The 25,567-nt window shown below is 51.3% G+C and carries 14 protein-coding genes and 1 pseudogene; 6 read left to right on the top strand and 9 right to left on the bottom strand.

Going from position 1 to position 25,567, the window contains the following annotated elements:
• Positions 1 to 265: pseudogene (locus KK083_RS27370) on the bottom strand (hypothetical protein); the annotation flags it as partial.
• Positions 266 to 304: 39 nt separating this feature from the next.
• The gene (gene lon / locus KK083_RS27365; protein ID WP_254169328.1) at positions 305 to 2,776 is read right to left on the bottom strand and encodes an endopeptidase La; all 2,472 of its coding nucleotides are present in this window, start codon (positions 2,774 to 2,776) and stop codon (positions 305 to 307) included.
• Between the two features lie 162 nt (positions 2,777 to 2,938).
• Here lon and KK083_RS27360 point away from each other — a divergent pair, with 162 nt between their 5' ends.
• Positions 2,939 to 4,912 carry an OmpA family protein gene (locus KK083_RS27360; RefSeq protein WP_254169327.1) on the top strand — a complete coding sequence of 658 codons (1,974 nt, stop codon included), beginning with the start codon at positions 2,939 to 2,941 and terminating at the stop codon, positions 4,910 to 4,912.
• A 112-nt stretch (positions 4,913 to 5,024) separates the two neighbouring features.
• Here KK083_RS27360 and rseP read toward each other — a convergent pair whose 3' ends face one another.
• From rseP to KK083_RS27340, 4 genes are all read right to left on the bottom strand, one after another.
• Entirely contained in the window at positions 5,025 to 6,359 is a 1,335-nt protein-coding gene (gene rseP / locus KK083_RS27355; protein WP_254169326.1) for an RIP metalloprotease RseP, read from the bottom strand.
• A gap of 28 nt (positions 6,360 to 6,387) precedes the next feature.
• A complete protein-coding gene (locus tag KK083_RS27350) occupies positions 6,388 to 7,548 on the bottom strand; it encodes a 1-deoxy-D-xylulose-5-phosphate reductoisomerase (protein WP_254169325.1) in 1,161 nt (386 codons plus the stop codon).
• A gap of 75 nt (positions 7,549 to 7,623) precedes the next feature.
• On the bottom strand, positions 7,624 to 9,753 hold the full coding sequence (gene scpA, locus KK083_RS27345; RefSeq protein ID WP_254169324.1) for a methylmalonyl-CoA mutase: 2,130 nt from the start codon (positions 9,751 to 9,753) through the stop codon (positions 7,624 to 7,626).
• Positions 9,750 to 10,865: a methylmalonyl-CoA mutase family protein gene (locus tag KK083_RS27340; protein ID WP_254169323.1), complete on the bottom strand. Its 1,116-nt coding sequence runs from the start codon at positions 10,863 to 10,865 to the stop codon at positions 9,750 to 9,752. Before KK083_RS27340 ends, scpA begins: the two co-directional genes overlap by 4 nt.
• A gap of 187 nt (positions 10,866 to 11,052) precedes the next feature.
• On the opposite strand from KK083_RS27340, the gene dnaA reads away from it, so the two are divergent.
• Complete coding sequence (dnaA, locus tag KK083_RS27335; RefSeq protein WP_254169322.1) at positions 11,053 to 12,480, top strand: chromosomal replication initiator protein DnaA; 1,428 nt, start codon at positions 11,053 to 11,055, stop codon at positions 12,478 to 12,480.
• Between the two features lie 257 nt (positions 12,481 to 12,737).
• Here the strand turns inward: dnaA and KK083_RS27330 are convergent, their stop codons facing one another.
• A complete protein-coding gene (locus KK083_RS27330) occupies positions 12,738 to 14,177 on the bottom strand; it encodes a S1C family serine protease (RefSeq protein ID WP_254169321.1) in 1,440 nt (479 codons plus the stop codon).
• Positions 14,178 to 14,339: 162 nt separating this feature from the next.
• On the opposite strand from KK083_RS27330, the gene KK083_RS27325 reads away from it, so the two are divergent.
• A complete protein-coding gene (locus KK083_RS27325; protein ID WP_254169320.1) occupies positions 14,340 to 15,836 on the top strand; it encodes a GH3 auxin-responsive promoter family protein in 1,497 nt (498 codons plus the stop codon).
• 77 nt (positions 15,837 to 15,913) lie between these two features.
• Positions 15,914 to 18,196, top strand: a complete 2,283-nt coding sequence (locus tag KK083_RS27320; protein WP_254169319.1) for a patatin-like phospholipase family protein — start codon at positions 15,914 to 15,916, stop codon at positions 18,194 to 18,196.
• A gap of 223 nt (positions 18,197 to 18,419) precedes the next feature.
• Here the strand turns inward: KK083_RS27320 and KK083_RS27315 are convergent, their stop codons facing one another.
• A complete protein-coding gene (locus tag KK083_RS27315; protein ID WP_254169318.1) occupies positions 18,420 to 20,153 on the bottom strand; it encodes an N-acyl-D-amino-acid deacylase family protein in 1,734 nt (577 codons plus the stop codon).
• Between KK083_RS27315 and KK083_RS27310 the strand changes: the two genes are divergently transcribed.
• Positions 20,146 to 22,062 carry an AAA domain-containing protein gene (locus tag KK083_RS27310; protein WP_254169317.1) on the top strand — a complete coding sequence of 639 codons (1,917 nt, stop codon included), beginning with the start codon at positions 20,146 to 20,148 and terminating at the stop codon, positions 22,060 to 22,062. The genes KK083_RS27315 and KK083_RS27310 overlap by 8 nt on opposite strands.
• 156 nt (positions 22,063 to 22,218) lie before the next feature.
• Positions 22,219 to 22,890, top strand: a complete 672-nt coding sequence (locus KK083_RS27305) for a uracil-DNA glycosylase family protein (protein WP_254169316.1) — start codon at positions 22,219 to 22,221, stop codon at positions 22,888 to 22,890.
• A 125-nt stretch (positions 22,891 to 23,015) separates the two neighbouring features.
• Here KK083_RS27305 and hrpB read toward each other — a convergent pair whose 3' ends face one another.
• Positions 23,016 to 25,520, bottom strand: coding sequence for an ATP-dependent helicase HrpB (hrpB, locus tag KK083_RS27300; protein ID WP_254169315.1), 2,505 nt, complete (start codon positions 25,518 to 25,520; stop codon positions 23,016 to 23,018).
• Positions 25,521 to 25,567 lie beyond the last annotated feature (47 nt).

Raw genomic sequence — 25,567 nt, 5'->3', positions numbered from 1 at the left:
GCCCTATATCGCCTGCATAAAACTGATAATTGACAACAGCCGTGCCGCTTAAGGTGTCGCCCGCGAGCGCAGGATTACCGGCAAAAAAGCCCACATCACGATCGGCCAGTGAAACGTTCACACCGCCCAGCGCCGAAAGCCTCGCCGCCGGAGGCACCTCCAGAAACTCAAATGAATGCTTTCCTCCTACCTGGGCCTCTGCAGAAAAAGAAACACACCCGAGCAGGATGAGTATGCCATGTGCTCGCCTAGCAAGGAACCGCATGACCGATCATTCTTTTGATGAGACCCGATAACACTGCGCTTAGTTATTGTATTGAGGCTGCAACCTGGACTCCGTCAACGAAAACGTCATAGGCTGCTTTACTTTCTCTTTCAGCAGCGCGACTTTTAAAACATCGTCAACGGTGTCTACATAATAAAATGTGAGCCCTTTCAGGTAATGTTTTTCAATCTCCTCTATGTCTCTTCTATTCTTTGAACTGAGCACGATCTCTTTGATGCCGCTGCGTTTGGCCGCAAGGATCTTCTCCTTGATACCTCCCACCGGCAATACTTTACCACGCAGGGTGATCTCACCGGTCATGGCGAGCTTCGACTTTACCTTGCGTTGTGTGAAGATGGAGGCCAGCGACGTGAACATGGTGATACCTGCCGAGGGGCCATCTTTGGGAACGGCGCCTGCCGGCACGTGGATGTGCAGATCGTACTGCTGAAAGATGCGATGGTCTATGCCCAGTGCTTCGGCGTTGAACTTCAGGTAAGACAAGGCCGCCATAGCAGATTCTTTCATGACGTCACCCAACTGACCGGAAATTGTTAACGATCCCTTTCCCTTGCTCAGGCTCGATTCAACAAACAGGATCTCGCCTCCCACCTGTGTCCATGCAAGGCCCGTGACAACTCCCGCGATCTCGTTGTCCTGGTAAAGCTCCTCATCGTGGATCTCGATGCCCAGGATCTTGCGTACGCTCTCTTCCGTGATGGTCTTGTCGAACTCTTCTTCCATGGCCACTGCCTTGGCTACATGCCGCACCAGCGTTCCAAGCTTGCGTTCAAGGTTACGCACCCCTGATTCACGTGTGTAGCTATTGATCACCTTCGCCACAGCCTGCCGCGTGATCTTCACCTGCGACGACTTCAAACCATGCTCCTTGAGCTGCTTGGGAATGAGGTGCTTCATGGCGATCTCTATCTTCTCTTCCTGGGTATAACCCGTGATCTCGATGATCTCCATCCTGTCGCGAAGCGCGGGGTGAATGGTATCGAGCGAGTTTGCCGTAGCGATGAACAGCACCTTCGACAGGTCATAGTCAACCTCGAGGTAGTTGTCGCCGAATGTATTGTTCTGCTCGGGGTCAAGCACCTCCAGCAGGGCTGAAGACGGATCGCCCCGAAAATCGGATTTCACTTTATCGATCTCGTCAAGAATAAATACAGGGTTGGACGACTGCGACTTCTTGATGTTCTGCAGAATTTTCCCAGGCATCGCTCCTACATAGGTTTTACGGTGACCGCGGATCTCTGCTTCATCGTGCACACCACCCAGCGACATGCGGATGTATTTCCGCTGCAATGCTTTGGCGATGGAACGACCCAATGAAGTTTTACCAACACCCGGAGGTCCGTACAGGCAGAGAATAGGGCCTTTCATGTCCTTCTTCAGCTTGAGCACGGCGAGATATTCCAGGATGCGGGTCTTCACTTTTTCGAGTCCGAAGTGATCATGGTCGAGGATCTTTTTGGCCTTCTTCAGGTCAAAATCATCTACGGTATGCTCTCCCCAGGGAAGGTCGAGCATAAACTCCACGTAGTTCATGGCCACCGGATACTCTGCCGCCATCGGGTTGATGCGGAACAGCTTATCGAGCTCCTTGTTAAAATGCTCGGCCACTGTCTTGGGCCACTTTTTACCTTCGGCGCGCTTGCGGAGCTTTTCAACTTCTTTATCCGGACCATCGTAGCCCAATTCATCCTGCAGCACTTTGATCTGCTGCCGCAGAAAATAATCGCGTTGTTGCTGATCGATGTCGGTGTGTACTTTTTTCTGGATCTCGTGTTTGATCTCGAGCATCTGGATGTCGCGCAGCATGAACTGCAGTAACAGGGTGCCACGGTCGATGAGGTTTTGCGTCTCCAGGATCTTCTGCTTATCGTTGACATCCACATTCAGGTTCGAAGACAGGAAGTGGATGAGGAACGACATGCTGGAAATATTGTCCAGGGCCACCTGTGCTTCCTGCGGGATCTCAGGATTGAGCTTCAGGATCTTCAGGGCCGAGTCTTTCAACGATTGAACAAGCGCTTTTGCTTCGCGGCTGTTCACATTGAGCGTTGGCTCCGTCAGCAGGTTGATCTTTGCCGAAAGGAAAGGATCTTCCTGCACAAATTCGCGGATGCTGAAACGGTTCTTCCCCTGGATGATGATGGTGGTGTTTCCATCGGGCAGCACGAGCATCTTGATGATGCGCGCCACTGTGCCCGTGCGATAGAGATCATCAACGATCGGCTCTTCGGCCTGTGAATTTTTCTGGGCCACCACACCGATGATACGGTTTCCCTGGTAGGCCTTTTTAACGAGCTTTATGGATTTTTGGCGACCGACCGTGATCGGTATCACCACACCGGGGAAAAGTACAGTATTTTTGATGGGAAGGATCGAAAGTTCTTCTGGCAGGTCTTCAGGTTTGAGGTCGCTCTCTTGCTCCGGGTTGATCATCTGAATGAGGTCATCCGAATCTTCCTGAACCAGTTGTATAGGTAGTGCTTTATACATCGTTATTGTAAAGATGCCACTTTGGCACCCGTTATCGTAATACTTGTGGAACTTAAAGTGATGCTTTCTAATGGACAATAGTAGTGCCAGCAGAGTTGTAAAAGAAGGAAAATTGTGGCAACTTTAGTGGAACTGGCTTATTTTTTAATCGCCTGAAGGTTAGTGAAAACCTATTTTTTCATCGTTACAATAGCTTTTTGCCTGTTGAGCAGCATATTATCGCCGGCCCAAAAGACCAAAAAGAACTTCAAAAAAGCAGATGTATTCGAGCTCAACGATACCCTGACATCATACAGCCAATCTGACATTTTCAGCTTCCCCAATCTTAATAAACTCAAGCTATACCATAACGCAGACGGGCTGAAAAAGATCAAACAACTGGAAACTTCTTCTCCGGCAAGTCAGCAACTTTACCAGGCGATCCGTGCATACGTCAAGAACTTCGGTGTGGATAATTTTGCCGCCAACACCCCCATGCTCTGGCAACTGGCCACACTATCGCAGCAACATGGTCCACCCGGAGAAGCAGTACTGTTGTACAAGCTCGTGCTGAAACATCACCGGCAAAACATCAACGGCCGGAAGGTGCAGGCAGAATATGATACACTCACCCGCCATGAAAAGGATTATTATGTGCCGCTGGAACAATACTATGAGCTGGTGGCTTACAGGAGGGAGATAGACACCCTGCAACCGCCTCATGGTGTGTTACTAAAAATGGAACCCTGGGTGAATTCACCACAAGCAGACTACGGTCCCACCATCGGTAACCTCGACTCGATCCTGCTGTTCACCTCCAAACGCAACTCCGAGAATTTCGGCATGGGTCGTCAATACAACGAAGATATTTTTTTCACTACGCGCATAGGCGAACAGTGGGATGAAGCGCGTGCTTTCAAGACCATCAACACCCGTTACAACGAAGGCTCCGCGTGCCTGAGCAAGGATGGAAAGAAGCTTTATTTTGCACGCTGCAATTCTCCCGACTCACATGGCAACTGCGACATCTTTGAAGCCGAGCTGAATGTTGACAGCACCTGGAGCAACGTGAAGAACCTTGGCAACCTCGTCAACTCACCGTCGTGGGATTCACACCCCTCGCTCTCACACTCCGGCGACACCTTGTTCTTCGCTTCCGACCGGATCGGCGGCTTCGGAATGTCCGACATCTACTACACCGTGAAAGAAAAAAAGACGGGCAAGTGGCAGCGCGCTAAAAACATCGGCCCCATCATTAACACGCGGAGCAGCGAAGTGAGTCCATTCTTTCATCACAAGTTCAACGTGTTGTACTTCAGCTCCAACGGTCAGCCGCTGAACTTCGGCGACTTTGATATTTACAAATCGTACCGGCAAGCCGGCGCGTGGGGCGAGCCCAAGAACATCGGCCCGCTGGTGAACGGCCCCGGCAGCGAATACTATTTCACCATCGACTCCAAGTCGAGCCACCTGTATTATGCCCGGTCGGAGGAAGAAGAGGTGCAGAACCTCGATCTCCATTCGTTCCCCGTGCCCATGGAAGCACAGCCTGAAGCCATCGCGCAGCTGAAGGGATCGCTGGTGGACTCGCAAACAAAAAAACCTTTCAAGGGCATTGTCTCCGTTATCGATCTGGATCATGGTGTTGAAGTAGCGCCGAAGTTCCTCCGCCCCGACGGTTCCTTCGATTTCAAGCTCATCAACAAACGCAATTACCTGCTCATCATCCAGGGCGACGATTTCTTCCGGATCGAAGAAGTGTTCTTTATGGATGGCGACATGGAGATCAACCGGGAGACTGAACCCATCGAAAGCAAGATCGCCTTCGAATCGCTGGAGTTCGAGAATGGCAAGGCCGACATTCTTCCCGCCATGCACGGAGACCTTGACAAGCTTGCCAATTTTCTCATCGATCACCCGAAATTCGGCATCAACATTTCAGGCCACACCGACTCACAGGGAAAAGAAGACTCCAACCTGCGGCTTTCGCAAGCACGGGCCGACGCCATCAAAGCATACCTGATCTATCAATTCAAGATCGATGCAGCACGGATCAACGCGCACGGCTACGGCAGCTCAAAACCGATCGTTCCGGAACAAACAGACGACGACCGGAAGCTGAACCGCAGGGTTGAATTTGAGATCACCAGACAATAAGTCCACAGTCTACAACTAAAAACCCTTTGAGGATTATTCAAAAGCCTGCTAAATAAATAGCACACCTGCTTCTGAAAAGCCCTCAAAGGGTTTGCGTGGAACTGTGGACTATTTACGAGAATGCTTTGATAATATCGTTGGCGAAGATGAACACCATCAGTGCCAACAGGAACACCATTCCAACTTTCTGTGCTGTTTCCAGAAATTTGTCAGAAGGTTTTCTGCGTGAGATGATCTCGTAAGAGAGGAACATCACGTGGCCACCATCGAGTGCGGGGATGGGCAGCAGGTTCATAAATGCGAGCACGAGTGAAAGCACGCCGGTGAGCTGCCAGAACCTTTCCCAGTCCCACTCCGCGCCGAACGCCTGCGCTATGCCGAGCGGCCCCGATAAAGACTCCTGAGGTGAGAGCACGCCCGAGATCACTTTTCCAAAGGCGATGATCTGGGTTCTGAGTGTTGTAAAAGCCTTTTTAGTACCGAGCGGAATTGACTCTATAAATCCGTACTTGATACTCACTTCCGCATCCTTCAAATAATCTTTTGATTCCCCGGCATAAAATCCAAGGGCCGTCTGTCCCTTGAAGTATTCTTTGAAATCGATCCTCTTTCCGTCACGGATCACGGCAAATGTAAGTGTGTCTCCGGTGAAGGCCTTCAGTGTAGGTGAAACCTGGTCGTGATATTTGATCTCCTGTCCGTTGATCTCCACCACCAGGTCGTTAGGTTGCAGTCCTACTTTATCGGCCACTGACTCTTTCTGAACTCTTCCTACCAGTGAAGGGAAACGGTAGAACACAAAGTTGATCGCGTTCTCTTTCCTATTGAATTTTTGAATGAAGTCGGGGGGAATGTTGATGTCGATGAGCTTGCCATCGCGTTCAACGGTATAATAGGCGTTGGAGCCCAGCAGTGTTTCAGGTTTGATGATATCCTGGAAGTATTGAAAATCCTTACCGTTGATCTTCACGATCTTGTCACCTGTTTTCAGGCCGATGCTTTCACCCACAGGACCTACCATCAATCCGCCATGCTTGTTGATCTCATCCTTCAGCCAGTAGGTATCGCCAAAAGCGAATGTGAGACCGATGAAGATGAGCACACCTACCACTACGTTAACAGTGATACCTCCCAGCATCACGATCAACCGCTGCCAGGCTGGTTTCGAGCGGAACTCCCATGGCTGCGGCGGCAGTTTCATGGTCTCGGTATCGAGCGATTCGTCGATCATACCGGAGATCTTCACATACCCTCCCAGCGGTATCGCACTGATGGCGTACTCTGTCTCGCCTTTTTTAAATGACCATATTTTTGGGGGAAAACCGATGGAAAACTGTTCTACCCGCATGCCGAAATATTTGGCTGCAATGAGGTGCCCCAGCTCATGCACGGCTACCAGAAAGGAAAGACTCAGCAGGAGCTGAGCGAGCATAATCATGTAATCCATTGTAAATCTTAATAAAAATTGAGTTTCTCTACTTTACTAATTCTATCGCTTTTAGCCGGGTTTCCTTGTCAGTATTAACATAATCTTCATACGAAGGACTTTTGATATAATGGATTTTGGCCAGGCATTGTTCCACAATATCAGACATTTCCAAAAAACCCACCCTATCCTTCAAAAATTCGGCCACCGCAACTTCGTTGGCGGCATTCAGGATGCAGGGCATATTTCCACCCCGGTGCAATGCCTCGTACGCCAGCGCAAGATTACGAAAAGTTTCGGTATCAGGCTTTCCGAAGGTTAGCGTGGGATATTGCGCAAAATCGAACCTCGGAAAGGCCGATGGATATCGGTCGGGATATGTTAATGCGAACTGAATGGGTAAACGCATATCCGGAAGGCCGAGTTGCGCCTTAATGGAGCCATCCTCGAACTGCACCAGGGAGTGAATGATCGACTGCGGGTGAACCACTACCTCTACCTGGCCCGGTTTGAGCCCGAACAGCCACTTGGCTTCGATCACTTCCAGCCCTTTATTCATGAGAGAAGCTGAATCGATGGTGATTTTCGCGCCCATTGACCAGTTGGGATGTTTCAGCGCCTGTTCTTTTCTTACAGATTGGATCTCGTTCTTCTTTCTGCCCAAAAAAGGGCCGCCGGAAGCCGTCAGGATGATCTTTTCGATCTTGTTGTGGAATTCGCCCACCATGCACTGGAAAATAGCCGAATGCTCGGAGTCGATGGGATAGATGTTCACCCCTTTTTCGCGCGCCAGTTGCGTGACGAGCTCACCGGCCACCACCAGGGTCTCCTTGTTGGCCAGGGCGATATTTTTTCCCGCTTCTATCGCTTTGATCGTGGGTTTCAGTCCGGCATATCCCACCAGCGCGGTCAGCACAAGGTCTATGGTATCCATCTGCACCACGGAGGCCAGCGCATTTTCTCCTGCGTACACTTTGATATCCTGACCCGAGAGTGCCTCCTTCACTTCGCCATACAATTGCTCGTTGCCAATAACGACGGCGTTGGGCTGATACCTGATCGCCTGCTCTATCAGGAGCTTTGCATTGTGCTGGGCCGTGAGCACCTCCACCTCAAAAGCATGGGCATGCGCTGCAATAACTTCCAACGCCTGTGTGCCAATAGAGCCCGTGGATCCCAGTATGGCGATCCTTTTTTTTGTAGAAACCAAAGTACAGTTACCTTTTTGAATGAAACATTTAACCTGTGAAAGGTAAATTCTTATGTCGTGCGGATTTTTGGCGGCCTACGCCTTCATTAATTTATTTAAAATTTCACGGGCAGCCTCAGTAATCACTGTTCCAGGGCCAAAAATAAAAGATGTTCCGGACTTATAAAGAAAATCATAATCCTGCGCCGGAATTACCCCGCCTGCCACTACCATAATATCTCCCCTGCCGATCTTCTTAAGGGCTTCAATTAACTGCGGTACCAGCGTTTTATGGCCGCCTGCCAGGCTCGATGCGCCTACAATGTGAACATCGTTCTCTGCGGCCTGCATGGCCACTTCTTCAGGGGTCTGAAACAGCGGGCCGATGTCTACATCGAAGCCCAGATCTGCAAAGCTTGTGGCGATCACTTTTGCGCCGCGGTCATGACCATCCTGGCCCATTTTAGCTACCAGTATACGAGGTCTGCGTCCGTCAAGAGTCGCGAACCTGTCGGCAAGCGCTCTCACGTCATCAAAAGCCTTTTCGTTTTTCATCTCTCCCGAATATACGCCTGAAATGGATCTGACGGATGCCTTGTAACGGCCGAAAGCTTTTTCCATGGCCGATGAGATCTCGCCCAATGTAGCCCGTTTACGTGCCGCGTCTACGGCCAGGGCCAGCAAGTTTCCCGTGCCCGACGCCGCGGCATGCTCCAGGGCCTGCAGCGCCTGCTCCACATCGGTAGCATTACGTTCTGCCCTGAGCCTGTTGAGTCGTTCTATCTGCTCGTTGCGAACAGCGGTGTTATCTACTTCGAGGATCTCGAAATCAGGTTTCTCTTCAGTTCTGTATTTATTCACACCTACGATCACATCGCGGGCAGAGTCGATGCGCGCCTGTTTCGCGGCCGCGGCCTGTTCGATGCGCATCTTCGGCACACCACTTTCAATGGCTTTGGTCATGCCGCCCAGCTTCTCCACTTCTTCTATCAGCGCCCATGCTTTTTCAGCAAGCTGCTGTGTGAGACTTTCAACATAATACGATCCTGCCAGTGGATCAACAAGTTTTGTAACACCGGTCTCTTTTTCGATGAAGAGTTGTGTGTTGCGCGCAATGCTGGCAGAAAAATCTGTTGGCAACGCAATGGCTTCATCCAGCGAGTTGGTGTGCAGTGATTGTGTGCCGCCCATTACGGCAGCCAGCGCTTCGATGCAGGTACGCGTCACGTTGTTGTATGGATCCTGCTCGGTGAGACTCCAGCCAGAAGTCTGACAATGCGTGCGCAACGCCATCGACTTTTCTTTCTGTGGATTGAACCCGTGCACGATCTTCGACCACAACAACCGGGCTGCACGCATTTTGGCAACCTCCATGAAGAAGTTCATACCGATGCCCCAGAAAAAAGACAACCGCGGCGCAAAATCATCGATGGGAATTCCAGCCTGAATACCGGTGCGGATATATTCCAATCCATCAGCCAAAGTATAAGCCAGCTCCAGGTGTGCCGGAGCACCTGCCTCGTGCATGTGGTATCCGCTGATGCTGATGGAATTGAACCTGGGCATGTGCTGCGACGTGTACCTGAAGATGTCGGCAACAATGCGCATCGACGGTGCCGGAGGATAGATGTACGTGTTGCGCACCATGAACTCTTTGAGGATATCGTTCTGAATGGTGCCACTGAGCTGATGGGGTTTCACGCCCTGCTCTTCGGCAGCCACGATGTAGAACGCCATCACCGGGATCACCGCGCCGTTCATGGTCATGGACACCGACATCTGATCGAGCGGGATCTGGTCGAAGAGGATCTTCATATCGAGCACCGAGTCGATGGCAACACCAGCCTTGCCTACGTCGCCCGCCACCCGCGGATGGTCTGAGTCATAACCGCGGTGTGTTGCCAGATCGAACGCCACGGACAGGCCACGCTGACCCGCCGCCAGGTTTCTCCTGTAAAATGCATTCGACTCTTTGGCTGTAGAGAAGCCTGCATATTGGCGCACGGTCCATGGCTTGGTGGTGTACATGGTAGCGTAGGGACCGCGTAAGAATGGCGCGATGCCTGAAGAAAATTCCGACTGCGTGATCTCTGCTGCGTCTTCAGGACGATACGACGATTTCACGGCGATGTTCTCAGGGCTTATCCATGGCTTACCACTTTCTTCACTGGGTATGGGAAGAAATTGATTGAAAGCGATATTTGAAAAATCAGGGCGTGGCATCATTTCATGTTCGATTGAAACTGGGCCCAGGCACGTGCAGCGATCTCATGCACCATGATGTCTGACGCATACGATCCGGCTACGGGGTCTGCAACCTTGTCGAGGTGTGATTCTTCTCTCAGCACAGCAGAAACATTTCGCGCAATGCGGTTCATGGTGCTGTTGTTCTCATCTTGTGGCTCAACGGTGAGCGAGTCGCATCCGCCCATCACGGAGGCCATGGCTGCCGTGGTGCTCCCGATCATGTTGCCATGCGGCTCGAAATCATTTTTGATCCATGCTCCAGCACGTACGTGGATGTGAAGGTCTGAAGGTTGGTAGCGCGTGATCTGGTACACCTGCGACACCTGGTACCACAACAACCTAAGCGCTTTTAATTTGGCGATCGTTTCGAAAAAAATTGTTCCAGCCGATAGGGAAAATGCAATGGAATGGAACAATGTCTCATCATCTGTTACACCTTTTAATTTTTCGATCAAGGTGACACCTTGTGTAAGGGCATCGGCAACTTCCAGGACAGCAGAAGACGGCTTAATAACTACTCCGAGTGAACATATTTTTTTTGTTGTATGAAAATAAAAATCCACTTCACCCTTTTTGGGACTGGTTTCCCAAAATAATGCCCCAGTGAATGCGTGCGCTTCCGCTGTGTGTTGTTTGATATAGGACTGCAGCTGTGTTGTAAAAAAGGAATTGTCTGCCTGAAAGAACAGAGAGCAGAAAGGCCATTCGATCTGATGAAGCAGCGGAGTGACTTCGGTGTTCGATAATATATGAAATAAAACACCATCGGCGCCACTGCTCAGGTGTTGAAGTGAAATTTTATTCGCCTGATGTTCATCGTTGACAGACACGCGTGGAACACACAACCATTTTTGCGGGCCTGTATAAGAATTTACGCTGGCGGCATGCTGAAATTTTTTCAGGTATCCGAGATGCTCAACGTCGTGATGATCGTAATAAGGCGAAAAAGCAATATCATCCTCACTGTTCCACGCAAGCTGCACAAAAGGGTCTTCACCTTTTATTTCAGAAGCAGCGGCCCTTTGCCACATTTTTTTATTTACCCGTGGAAATGTTTCACGCAACGATGAATGAATTGATTTTTCGGGCATGTTCATTTATTTCAGCTCAATTTTAGCTACAATTTCTTCATCCGTTTGCGTTTACTTATGAAATTTTCATAGCAAATTTTTTTTCTAAAAATCAAGCGCCTGACTTCTTGTTTTGATGCGCTCTTTTTTCACATCTTTGTCTCCCTTTCCACTTGAAGGTAATAAAAACCCAACGTATTCAGAGCTAATGGAAATAAGCTGCGGCACAGTATGGAATGATTGTCTTGAAGTAATTCGGGAAAACGTTGAAGAAGAAAATTTCAACACCTGGTTCAAACCCATTGCTCCTTTACGTGTTGACGGTGATGTGCTTACCATTCAGGTTCCTTCGCAATTTTTTTATGAGTGGCTGGAAGACAACTACGTTCCTGTACTAAAAAAGGCTATTCACACGGTGCTGGGCCCTACCGGCCGGTTAGAATATTCTGTTGTGGTTGATAGCGGAAGCAAGCAAGCTCCGCCAGTTGCGGTGAACTATCCTGCCAATGGTGCAGGAAACAGGCGCAGCAACATGAACAACAGTGGTTTTGGTGCTGACGATTATTCACCTTTCACTTTTAAGGCGCTCAATCCGCAAACCGTTAATTCGAGGCTGAATCCGACATACACGTTCGACAATTTTGTTGAAGGCGATTGTAACCGTCTTGCGCGGTCGGCCGGATTGGCAGTAGCAAAAAAGCCGGGCGTCACTTCGTTCAACCCTTTAATGCTTTATGGTGGTGTAGGTGTTGGAAAAACACACCTTGTGCAAGCCATTGGCAACGAGATCAAAAACAACATGCCTTCCAAAGTAGTGTTGTATGTTGACCAGAACGATTTCACCAACCAATTCCTGAACGCGCTGCAGAACCACAAGCTTCAGGACTTCCAGAATTTTTATCTGCAGGTAGATCTGCTCATCCTTGATGATGTGCAGTTCCTGGCAGGCCGCGAAAAAACACAGGAGATGTTCTTCCACATCTTCAATCAGCTGCATCAGTCGGGCAAGCAGATCATCATGACCAGCGACTGTCCTCCGCGCGATCTGAAAGGATTCCAGGAAAGGCTGCTCTCGCGTTTCAAGTGGGGATTAACCGCTGACCTGCAGGAGCCTGACTTCGAAACAAAACTTGCCATCATCAACAGAAAGATGCAAGCTGATGGCATTCAGATCCCTACAGAAGTTTCTGAATATCTTGCTTACAGTGTCGACACCAACCTGCGTGACATGGAAGGAGTTTTGAACTCCCTGATCTTCCACGCAACACTGCTGAAAAAGGAGATCGACCTGGAGCTTGCCAAAGAAGTGCTCAAAAACATCATCAAAGAAATACAGTCAGACGTCAGCGTTGACTTCATTCAGAAGACCGTGGCCGAATATTTCAAATGCGATCTCGAGGCCATGAAAGGAAAAGTGAAGAAACGTGAGATCGTGATCCCCCGCCAGGTGGCCATGTATTTCTGCAAACGCTTCACCCAGCTCACCCTCGCACTCATCGGCGAAAATTTCGGCGGCCGCGACCACAGCACGGTGATCCACGCCCTCGAATCAGTAGAAGACATGATGAAGACCGATCCTAACTTCAAAGTGTCGGTTGATGAATTAGGGAAGAAACTTAAACTCAGAGTAGCTTAATTCAGTAGGCAGTAGGCAAACCCGATGGTCATCGGGCAGTAGGCAATAGTAATCCCCCCAGCGACCGATATTCTGAGCAAGGCATGTGCGTTGGCATGCGGGACGCGAAGAATCCCCGCTTAACGAAGTGCACTTTTAAAGCAGCACCTCCGTATTAGATAAGCAGTAACGATCACGGGATCCTTCGCTCACTCAATACCTTCCCTCTTTTCACCGCTCAGGATACCGGTTTCAAGCCCAGTGCCATTGTCTACTATTTACCTAATGATGAACGGAAGCTGCACCCGCTGGCGTGAGCTGTTGATGCCGAACAGGTAGCCTTCTCCCCTGTATTTGTCGAAGAATTCTATGACATCTTGCGGCTCGGTGATGCGCGCACGGTTGATCTGGGTGATGGTGAAATTCTCGGAAACACCGATGCGCTTCAGCACACTCTTTTCGTCCATCTTGAACACCTTCACACCGAATTCCGTTGCTTCGAGCTGCGCGCCGAGCGAGGGTGCTGAGATGATCTTGCGTTTAATGACATCAGTGCCACCGTTGCGGTTCACCAGGGTAACCGTGGTGCCGCCCGGCTTACCGTCACGTACATAGTTCACGGAAATCTTATCGCCCGGATAATGATAGCTCAGCTCTTCTTCGAAAGCGCTCTGCGAGTTGACAGTCACACCGTTTACTTTGGTGATCACATCGCCAAGCTTCAGACCGGCAGCGATCGCTGGACCGTCCTTATCCAGGCTTTCCAGCAGCACGCCGTTGTAATTTTTCACGTTGGTGTCGAGGTCATACTTGCGCGCGCTCGCATAATCATACTCCACCACATTGGCGCCAAACACAGCCTTCTGCACCATGCCGTACTTGACGAGGTCTTCGAACACTTTTTTGGCAATGTCGACAGGAACAGCGAAAGCATATCCTGTATAGGAACCGGTGCGTGAAAGAATGGCGGTGTTGATGCCCACCAGCTCTCCGCTTTTATTAACGAGGGCTCCTCCCGAGTTTCCGGGGTTGATGGCCGCATCGGTTTGTATGAACGATTCGATCGGGAATTTATCTTCGAGGATACCGATCCTTCTTCCTTTTGCGCTCACGATGCCTGCTGTTACTGTGGAGGCGAGGGTAAACGGGTTACCGACAGCGATCACCCATTCACCCACCTGAACATTCTTTGCGTTGCCCAGGGTTACGGGTGGCAGGTTCGTTTCATTGATCCTGATCACGGCAAGGTCGGTGCTGGGATCGGTACCGATCAGCTCTGCCGGATAAACTCTTTTATTGTAATTTACTTCTATACGCTGTGCCGAAGCCACCACGTGGTTGTTGGTGACGATATAGCCGTCTGCCGTAAAGATCACACCGGAGCCGCTGCTCACCTGGGTCTGACGGCTTCCGCCGTCGCCAAAAAACCAATCCCAGTAAGAAACTGAAACGCCCTCTGAAATACTGTTGATAAACACAACACTGGGCGTGGCTTTTGCCGCTGCTTCGCTGAAATCCACGGGCGCAAGGCCGGGCGTGCTGCTGTTGATTGCTTCGCTGGAGCGGTTGAGCGTGGGCGAATCGAATTTAACCCCTTCAAACTGAGGGGCGGTCTGAAGCTGCTGAAGCGATGGTTTTATAAAGTACTGATAACCTGCGAAGGTTCCGGTTAAACCGGCAATAAATCCAATAACAATGATCTTTACGGTGTTTCTCATGGTTTATCTACTTGCGGTTCAAAGATGAATAAGGCTGGTTAAAAGTTTAAATCGGTCGAAATTTAGCTAATAAAACGGCGTTTGTTTATCCGGGGTTAGGCTCGTGGCATCGCTTTTATAATTGTGTTTCAAATTCCTGATTTCAAATTATCTTGCAATCTTATGGGAATCCGCTCAGTTCTGGCCAAACCTTTTGCCGCATACATTGCTTCACAGACCCGGAAATGGTCTCTTAACCCGGGTGCTGCGCAGCACAAGATCTTCCAGCACCTCATCGGCAGGGGAAGGTCGACCGTATTTGGCCGCGACCATCATTTCAATGACATCCGCCACTACGAAGACTTTAAAAAACACGTTCCCGTCAGGGATTACGAAGATCTTAAACCCTATGTAGAGCAGGTGCTCTCCGGCAAGCCTGATGTACTCTGGACCGGCAAGCCCGAATACTTTGCCAAGACCTCGGGCACAACTTCGGGCACAAAATACATTCCCATTACAAAAGAGTCGGTACCCAACCACATTAACGGCGCCAGAAACGCTTTATTGAGTTACGTGCACGAGACAGGCAACGCATCGTTCCTGGACGGCGGCCTGATCTTCCTTTCGGGCAGCCCTGAGCTTGGCGAAAAGGCAGGCATCAAAACGGGCAGGCTTTCGGGTATTGTAAACCACCACGTGCCGGCGTACCTGCGATCGAATCAGAAACCCAGCTATGAGACCAACTGCATTGAAGACTGGGAAGAGAAGCTTGAGAAGATCATCGATGAGACCCTGCAAACAGACATGACCCTCATCTCTGGCATACCGCCATGGGCCCAGATGTACTTTGACAGGATCCAGGCGCGCACAGGCAAAAAGATCAAGGACGTGTTCCCGAATTTTTCCATGTTCGTATACGGCGGCGTGAACTTCGAACCTTATCGTGCAAAACTTTTCGATACCATTGGCAAGCAGGTCGACTCCATCGAAACCTACCCGGCGTCAGAGGGTTTCATCGCCTACCAGGATTCGCAGCGCGAGCAGGGATTGTTGTTGTTGCTGAACGCCGGCATCTTCTTCGAGTTTATTCCTACAGAAGAATATTTCAATGAAAATCCCACGCGCCTCAGCATCGAAGAGGTTGAGCTGGGTAAAAACTACGCGCTTGTCATTAACAGCAACGCCGGCCTGTGGGGTTATTCCATCGGCGACACTATCAAGTTCGTTTCCAGAAATCCGTACAGGATCGTGGTGACGGGAAGGATCAAACATTTCATTTCGGCCTTTGGCGAGCACGTGATCGGAGAAGAGGTTGAGAAGGCCATGAAGCTCACCCTGCAGAAATTTCCGGAAGCGGAGATCGTTGAATTTACCGTAGCCCCCGAGGTAACACCTGCCGAGGGGCTTCCGCATCACGAATGGCTCATCGAGTTCTCGCGGCTCCCTGCCGATGCGCAGGCTTTTTCACATGCGCTGGATGATAACCTCCGGAAGCTGAATGTTTATTATGACGATCTGATCACCGGTAATATTTTACAAAAACTCAAGATCACAGCCTTGCCCAAAAGCGCTTTTATCGACTACATGAAGTCGCTGGGCAAGCTGGGCGGGCAGAACAAGGTACCGCGCCTGTCGAACGACCGAAAGATCGCAAAAGACCTGCACAAGCTGTTTACCTGACTGCAGGCTATCAACATTAATGATCAAAACCCAATCGCTCTCGGAAAAAAGCACTAACTTATAGGATTAAATTGTCCATGCGCAGGCTTTACTTTCTTTTCCCCGCTATTGCATATTCGTTTCCGGTTCAATTGCTGCTGAACAACTTCAGGCGCAACCACGTACTGGTATTGTGCTGGATCGTATTGTTTGCCATGATCACCGGGAGCTTCGGCAAGTACCTGGGCATCCCCTACCTGTTTCTCGACCCCGAGTACCTCAACAAGGTGAACTTCACCAGCTTCTTTATCATCGGTCTCTGTGTTGCGGGATTTACAACGGCGTTTCACATTACCTGCTATATCAATGACGGCCACCGGTTCTCTTTTGTGGGAACCCTGTCGAGGCCATTCACAAAATTCGCCATCAATAACAGCGTGATCCCCATCCTGTTTCTCGGCGCCTACATTTACCAGATCATCGGCTTCCAGAAGAACAACGAGTACACTACCGGAATGGACCTGGCCATGAACCTTGCGGGACTCATCACCGGGTATCTTACAATGACCTTTATCTTTTTCATCTACTTCTGGTTCACCAACAAGGACATCTTCCGTTATGTGGTGTGCCGCATCGATGAAAAGATCAAATCGAACGTGAAGGTTACCCGCGCGAGCGCCATGAAAAAACTGGACATCGCCAGAAAGAAGCAGGTGCACGTGCTGAACTACATCGATTACAACATGAAGATCAGAAAGGTGGAGAACGACCACTTTTACGACAAGGCAACCATTCTGCAGGTGTTCGATCAGAACCATTTCAACCTGGTGGTGATCGAGCTCCTGATCCTGGCCATTGTCATGGTGCTCGGTCTCTTCAAGGATTATCCCGCTTTTCAGCTGCCCGCGGCATCGAGCTTTATGATCTTTCTTTCCATTTTCGTGATGCTGGCCGGCGCGTTCTCATACTGGTTCGGCAACTGGTCGGCTACAGCTGCATTGGTGTTGTTCCTGTTCCTGAACTACCTCGTGGGCGAAGACTTCTTCACCAAACGATATGAAGCTTTCGGCCTCAACTATCAGCGCTATCCCGCGGAATATTCTGTGCACTCGCTGCGTACATTGAACGACAGCGCCAACATCATGGCCGACAGGAAGCGCACCTTCAGCATGCTGGAGAACTGGCGCAATAAATTCCCGGCCAATGAAAAACCCAAGCTGGTGTTCCTTTGCGTGAGTGGCGGTGGAAAACGCGCGGCACTCTGGACGTTCACGGCGCTGCAAACGGCGGACAGCCTTACGCAGGGAAAGCTGATGGAAAATTCCGTGCTTATCACCGGTGCTTCTGGAGGATTGATCGGCGCAAGCTTCTTCCGTGAGCTCAAGCTGCGGGAGAAAGCCGGCGAGCCCATCAAGCCGCATTCCGATTTTTATCGCAGGCAGATCTCCACCGACAACCTGAACCCGATGATCTTCAGCCTGCTGGCAAACGATCTCTTCGTGGGCTTCACCAGATTTGAATATGCCGGCAACTTATACCTGCAAGACCGCGGGTATACGTTCGAGCAGCAGCTCAACCAGATCACGGGATCGCTGATGGACAAACCCATCGCTGCATACGACACGGCAGAGCTGAGTGCCACGATACCGATGATGATCCTCACGCCTACCATCGTCAATGACGGCCGGAAGCTCTACATCGCGTCACGCCCGGTATCTTTCCTGAACTACGAGATCGTCAATTTCCCAGAGTACACGCAACAGAAATTCAGCGGCGTGGACTTTCAACGGTTGTTCGCCGAGCATGGAGCTGAGAAGATGCGTTTCCTTTCAGCACTGCGCATGTGTGCCACGTTCCCTTACATCACACCCAACACCACCCTGCCCACAGATCCCCCGATCCACATCATGGATGCGGGCATCTCCGATAACTTCGGACTGAGCGACGCTGTCCGCTTCCTGTATGCGTATAAGGATTGGATTGCCGCCAATACCTCCGGCGTTGTGTTCGTATCCATTCGTGACTCCCCCAAGCTGGGCAATATCGCCAAACGTGAAGGGCAGACCATCATCGATGCGTTCACCCAACCCATCAGCAGCGTCTATAACAACTTTGAAAATTTCCAGGACATCACCAGCGACCTGCTCATCGGCTACTCACGGTCGTGGTTCAACAACAACATCGAACGGGTTGACATCGAATACGAAGCCCAGGACTACGTGCCCATTCTTCAGAAAATGGACAGCCTGCGCAAGAACAACGCACGTGCTTCACTGAGCTGGCGTCTCACCACCCGTGAGAAGGAAAGCATTATCGGCAACATCAGTGTGGAGAAGAACAGGAAGGCGATTGAGCGACTCAAAGAGTTATTGAATCAGTAACTTGCTGAGTTTAAAGTTAGAAGTTAGAAGTTAAAAGTTGGGGGAGTCTTGGTTGCCGGTTGCCTGTTGCCGGTTCAATTCTGTGTTAGATATAAGTACTTTGCTCCGATTCAAGGAACGATGAACCAAGTATCAATGAATCAGGTTCCCCGATTTGAAGCCCTGACGGTGAAAGTGTACCCGCTCTAACCGGCCACCTGGCAACTGGTAACTGGCAACAAGTCTACTGCTTCGTTCCTGGCCCGGTAAGAAAAACCCCACCCCGTTCTCCCGTGTGGGTACCTCTATCCGAGGTTACTTTGCCATTGACGATCACATATTCGAAGCCGGTGGCGTAGGCGTGGGGTTGGCTGAAGGTGGCTTTGTCACCCACTGTAAGCGGATTGAACACCACGATATCGGCAGCCATGCCGGGTCTGACGAGTCCGCGGTCGTTCAGGTTGAATTTTTGTGCGGGCAGCGAGGTCATTCTCCTGATGGCCTCTTCCAGTGACAGGATCTTCAGATCCCTTACGTACGTGCCGAGCACTTTTGAATTGGTACCGTACGCACGCGGGTGCGGAACACCTGAGCCAAACCGGGCAATGCCGGCATCGGAGGCGAACATATTAAAAGGGTATTGCATGATCCTGCGCAGGTCGTCTTCGTTCATGCTGAAGAACACCATCTGAGCGCTTCCGTTCTCCACCATCTCCAGGATGGTCTCTGATTCCTGGTCGGGTTTTGCTTTTCTTCCTTTCAGCTTGTTGATCTCAGAAATATTTTTGCCATTCAGCGTTGTATCGGCTCCATATCGTGCCACAACCGCGTACCCGAAATCTTTCAGCTGTTTTCTTTTCAGCGAGGTCACCATCTGGTCCTTGATCTTCTTCCGGATCTGCTGGTCCTTCAGCCTGTAGAGCACGGAGTCGCGTCCACCTGAAAACACCCAGCTCGGTACAACGGTGTTCAGCGTTGTGCTGCTGGCCACGTAAGGATACTGGTCTATGGTAACTTCAATGCCTTCTTTTCGCGCATTCTCCACCTGGCTGAGCGTGCTCACCGAGCGGCCCCAGTTGGGTTTGTAAGTCACCTTGAAGTGAGAGATCTCTACGGGGATGCTGGCTTGACGACCGATGTTGATCGCTTCTTCGATGGCCTCGGTCACGTTATCTCCTTCGCTACGGATGTGTGAAGCGTAAACACCACCATGACGCGACGCTGCACGGGCAAGGCCCACCACTTCAGGTGTTTTGGAGTAGGTTCCGGGAACGTAGATCAGTCCGGTAGAGAGTCCTACCGCACCGTTCTTCATCGCCTCTTCCACGAGGTCTTCCATTTTCTTCTGCTCTTCCGGTGAGGGATCGCGCTGACTGTCGCCCATCACCGCTCTGCGCACACTGTTGTGGCCGATCAGGGTGGCAATGTTGATGGAGGTTTTTACACTGTCGAGCTTGAAAGCATAGTTGCCGATGTCGGTGTTCGAGCCGCCGCAGTTGCCGGTGACTACTGTGGTAACACCGTCCATGATAAAGTTGGGGGCCATGGGAGCCCTGAGGTCGTTGCCCTCGATGTGGGTATGAACGTCAACAAATCCCGGCGCCACCACGTGATCTTTTGCGTCGATGATGCGTGCTGCGCGGGCCTGCTTCAGGTTACCGATCCTGACGATCTTGCCATCTTTTACAGCGACGTCTGCATAGCGCCATGAGTTACCGGTTCCGTCCACCAGCTTTCCGTTCAGGATCAGCAGGTCGTAGTCCTGGGCAAACAGCTGTGAGGCAGCCATAAAAAAAAGGCAGAGCAGTACACTTCTCATATTGTAGTTATTAAAGACCAGTGAGTTCAACAGACCTGCCATTTCGCAATACATTACAGCTTCGGCAAGGTCGGCGTCAATATCAAAATTATCGGCAATAAAAAAAATCCGTTCATAAAAGATCCGAAGCATTACTTTTGCTTTCCGGATCATGAACATCAGAGACCAGCTTCATCGCACCCTTGAGCTGCTCAGGCTTGAACGCCAGGCAGACCTTGAACAATATCGTCAGAAAGTGCTGCTGCGTTCGCTCAGCCAGCGAACCAAAGAGGGCACTACCTGGTATCCCGTGGGCCTTAAACGGCATTACATTGGAACAGGTGAGAGACCCATCATCGAGATCGAGCGCACCAACCACCTCGACCAGCCTCACGCATTTCAGAGCGGCAAGCTCGTGAGCCTGTTCAGTAACGCCACCGGCAAACCGGAGAGCGAGCACATGAACGGTGTGATCAACTATGTGCGCGACAATACCATGGTGGTGACATTGAATGCCGATGATCACCCCGACTGGCTGGAAGATGGCTTGCTGGGCGTTGATGTGATGTTCGATGAAATGAGCTACCGTGAAATGGAATTCGCGCTGAAAGAAGTGATCAAGGCTGAAGGCAATCGCGTGGACCACCTCAAGAACGTACTGCTGGGAAGCGACAAGGCCGGCGTACAACCAAGGTCTTTCCACTTCGAGGGACTCAATGTATTGAACGACAGCCAGGTCGAGGCGTTGAAAAAAACATTGCAGGCACAGGACGTCGCCTTCGTTCACGGACCCCCTGGCACTGGCAAAACCACTACACTGGTGCAGGTGATCAAACACACCATAAAGGAAGAAAAGCAGGTGCTGGTAAGCGCACCCAGCAACGCCGCCATCGACCTGCTGGTGGATAAGCTGAGCGAGCAGGGACTTAACGTGCTGCGCATCGGCCACCCTGCCCGTGTTACAGAACAATCGCTGAGCAAAACCCTGGATGCACGCATCGCCTCACATCCTAACTACCAGGAGCTTCGTGCGCTGCGCAAGAAGATGGAGCAGGTGCGCTCTTCGGCGGTGAAGTACAAACGTAACTTCGGCTGGCAGGAAAAGGAACAACGAAGGCTATTGCTGCAGGAAGCCAAAGCATTGAAGTCGGATGCCGATACATTGGAATTCTACATCGTGAACGACCTGCTGCAAAACGCACAGGCTATCTGCTGTACGCTGGTGGGTTCATCGCACCCGGTGCTTCGCGGCAGAAAGTTCAAGACCGTATTTATCGACGAAGCCGCGCAGGCACTCGAGCCCGCCTGCTGGATCCCGCTGCTGCGTGCAGAGCGTGCTGTATTTGCCGGAGACCATCAGCAGCTTCCACCTACTATAAAATCCGTGGAAGCTTCGCGTGAAGGGCTTGCACGCACTCTCTTTGAGAAAGGTATTGAAAAGCAACCGCATTGTGCCTCCATGCTCGAAGTGCAATACCGCATGCACGAGCAGATCATGCGCTTTTCTTCCGACTATTTTTACAACGGCAGGCTTATTGCCCATGAATCAGTGAAAGCCGCTTTGCTCAGGCCAGGACAGATACCCGTGGAATTTATAGACACGGCAGGCTGCGGTTACAACGAAACACAAGACCCAGAAACATTGAGCCGCCTGAACGAAGAGGAAGCGCGACTGCTCATTCACCTGGTGGAAATGCTGGTGGAGGAGATCGGCGCAAGCGCATGGGTTGACGAACAGCTCACTATGGGCATCATTACCCCTTACCGGGCACAGGTCGATCATCTCCAAAAGCTGGCGGAGGCCTCTCCTGTTCTCGAACCTCTTCAAGCGCTGATCACCATCAATACCGTGGATGCTTTCCAGGGCCAGGAACGCGACGTGATCGCCATCTCCTTTGTTCGTAGCAACGACAAGGGCGAGGTAGGATTCCTGGGCGACATCCGCCGTACAAACGTAGCCATGACAAGGGCGAGGAAGAAACTGATCATGGTTGGGGATAGCGCTACTTTGGGGTCACATCCGTTTTATTTAAAGTTGTTGGATTTTGTCCAGGAGAATGGCTTTTATAAAAGCGCTTTTGAGATCTGACTAGGAGTCAGAAGTAAGGAGCCAGGAGTAAGGAGGGTACATCAATATTAAAAAGAGACGGACTCCATCAGGAAAATACAGTAACCGCGCCTTAACTGGCAACTGGCAACCGGTAACCGGCAACCAATTTTAAACTTCAAACTTTAAACTAAGGAGATGACTTTTGCAGACAAGGTTCTCGTCTTTTACAAAAATCTTGCGATCACAGGTAAATTGCCAAAAGGTGTAGAGGTATTGAATCCGTATCAGCAGAAGGAGTCTTTTGAGCTTTGTAAACAGTTCTATAAAAAGTATTACAACGATACGAATAAACGTTTTGCGATCCTGGGCATTAACCCGGGCAGGTTTGGCGGGGGCATTACCGGAATTCCGTTCACTGATCCACTGAAACTCGAGGCCATTAGTGGCATCAAAAACGATATGCCGAAAAAAGCAGAGCTGTCGGCCGATTTTATCCATGCGATGATCGCCGCCTTCGGAGGGTTGGAAAAATTCTACGGGTCTTACTTTTTCAATTCGGTGTCACCGTTAGGTTTCACCCAGGACGGAAAAAACCTGAACTATTACGACACACCCGAGCTGATCAAAAGTCTGGAAGGCTTCATACTCACTTCAATCCGGCAACTGCTTGACCTGGGCATTCACCGGCACGTAGCCTTTTGTCTTGGCGAGGGCGACAACTTCAAATACCTGAGCAAGCTCAACGAACGCGAAAAGATCTTCGGAAAAATTATTCCCCTCGCCCACCCGCGGTTTATTATGCAGTATCGGCGTAAGAAAGTTCAGGAGTATATTGAAGATTATTTGAGGAAGCTTAATGGAGTGTGAATAGGTCGCCAGTTGCCGGTTGCCGGATGGCCGGTTAGTGACGCGTAAATCATCATTATTGATTTACTTTCTAACGTGACACAATCTGTGACGCAACACCCCTGAAACTGGTAACTGGCAACTCCTCAACCAGTTCTCCGCTTCGCTCCCCTCACTGCCTGCGCTGTCCATGGATCTTCGGGCCAGGAGTGTTTCGGGTAACGGGTGCGCAGCTCTTTTCTTACTTCGGCGTAGGTGTTGCTCCAGAAGCTTCGCAGGTCTTGCGTTACCTGAACGGGTTTATAACCGGGCGAGAGCAGGTGAAGGATGATCTTGTTACGTCCTTCGTTCACGGCCGGGGTTTCGAGCATTCCGAAGAGCTCCTGGAGCCTGACTTCCATTACGGGTGGTCTGCCGTCGTCAAAATAATTCAATCTGATCAATGAGCCGCTGGGCACGGGCAGGCGCTCCGGTGCCAGGGCATCGAGTCTGCTGCCGAGCTCCCAGGGAAAGATGGTGGAAAGGATGGTTTCCGCCTCGAGCTTCTGTAACTCGGTGCGTTTGCCGATGTTCGTTAAAAACGGTGCTAGCCAGGTTTCAAGGGTCTCCAGCAGATGTTGTTCGCTCACATCAGGCCAACCATCATTGGTTCGCCACTGGCGCAAGCTCATGACCCGTGCCTGCCATGAGGCCAGTTTTTCTTCCCATCCCAATACCTTCAGTCCCTGCGTACGGAGCATCGCACACAACACTTCGATGCGCTGCGCTTCGGAGATAACATTCAACGGCCTGGCTGAAAGCAGCAGAATGCCGATCCTTTTCTCTTGCACGGCTACTACCATGCCCCGTTCGTCATCCCAGCTCACGGTCTGCTTTTCGGCGGCATGGGTCATCAGCTCCTGTTCATCCAGCGGAGCGGCCTGAAAGATCTTTCCTTCTCCCGATCCGGCATCGAGCTGGGCCACGGCCAGCCAGGGCTCCCGTGTCAGCGGATCGTGCGGTGGAAGTTTTGCCACACGCCCGTTCATAAGCTTATAGCGCTCGCTGTGCTTTTCCATCTGGCGTGCCACACGTTCAGGATAGGCGGCCATCACCAGTCTGCCGGTCTCTGTATCGGCAACGGGAGTGCCGGCTGTGTTCACCTTCAACAACTTTCTCCATGCGGAGGCCAGCTTCTCGATGCGCTCCAGCACGTTGCGTTCGGCGGCAACTTTTTCACCACTCCGCCACCGCCGCAGCACTTCAACCCTTAGTGAAAGGTCGGCGCCGGCTTCTTTCGGCAGCGGGTCGCGTTCTTCCAGCAAGGCGGCGATGTCTGCGGCCACCGCGGCAATGGCCGGATCTTTTACACCATTGTCCTGATCGGGCAATGCTTCAAGTAACATGTGGGCTATGCGCGGATGGGTGGGGAACCGGAGCATCTTTTTTCCACGTGCCGTGATCTGATCATTTTCAAGCGCTTCGAGCTGATGCAATAATTCTTTGGCCTGGTTTACAGCACCCGGGGGTGGTGCGGTGACCCACGTAAGCGATTGCACATCTTTTACACCCCACTGACTCAATTCCAGCACCAGTGGCGCCAGGTCGGCATCGAGGATCTCCGGTGTACGGTTTGCCACCAGGTTCATCTGAACGCCTTCGCTCCACAGGCGATAGCACACGCCGGGACCTAACCTGCCCGCACGGCCCGCGCGCTGGTCGGCAGCATCTTTCGTAACACGTACTGTTTCAAGCCGCGTGAGCCCGCTCCTGGGATCGAACCGTGGCACGCGTGAATATCCGCAGTCGACCACCACACCGATACCTTCGATCGTGAGCGAGGTTTCAGCAATGGACGTAGCAAGCACGATCTTTCTGATGCCCTGCGGATGTGGCATAATGGCCTCCTGCTGTTTGCCGAAAGAAAGATCCCCGAACAAGGGATGGATGCTCGCGGGCAGGCCTTCATTTTCCAGGAGCTCGGCGGCGCGTTGGATCTCACCGGCGCCGGGAAGGAACGCCAGGATATCACCCTTCTGCTCGAACCATGCTTTGCGGATGGCCTTCGTCACAGTAACAGCCAGCGGCACATGTTGCTCCGCGGGAAGATATTGATGGGTAACAGGAAACTGCCTTCCGAGACTCGTCACTACGGGAGCGTTCAGTAACGCTGAAAGTTTGGCACTGTCGAGGGTTGCCGACATGATGAGGATGCGCAGGTCGTCGCGCAGCACCTGTTGCACCTGCAGGCTCAGGGCCAGGGCAAGGTCTGCCTGGAGGCTTCGTTCGTGAAATTCATCAAAGATCAGCAGTCCTACTCCTTCGAGTGAATTATCACCCTGGATCATTCGCGTGAGGATGCCTTCTGTTACTACCTCGATCCTGGTGTTCTCCGACACGCGGTTCTCGAAGCGCACCCGGTAGCCGATGGCGTTTCCCACTTCTTGCTGCCTTAGTGCTGCCATGCGCATGGCCACCGATCGCGCTGCCAGCCTGCGTGGCTCCAGCATAATGGTCTTCTTACCCGCCAGCCATGCCTCGTTCATCAGCTCCAGCGGAAGCACGGTAGATTTTCCCGCACCGGGCGGCGCCTGCAAAATAACGATACGATGTTCCCCAAGCTTCTGCCGGAGCTCTGGAAGCGCTTCCAGTACGGGATACAATTCCTTCATGGACCGCAAAATAAATACAAAGTACGAGATACAAGATACGAGGTACG

This window comes from Chryseosolibacter histidinae, from assembly GCF_018598225.1.
Lineage (GTDB): Bacteria > Bacteroidota > Bacteroidia > Cytophagales > Cyclobacteriaceae > Chryseosolibacter > Chryseosolibacter histidini.
Note: the sequence above shows the minus strand (reverse complement) of the source record. Positions and strands in the feature narration are given on the sequence as shown.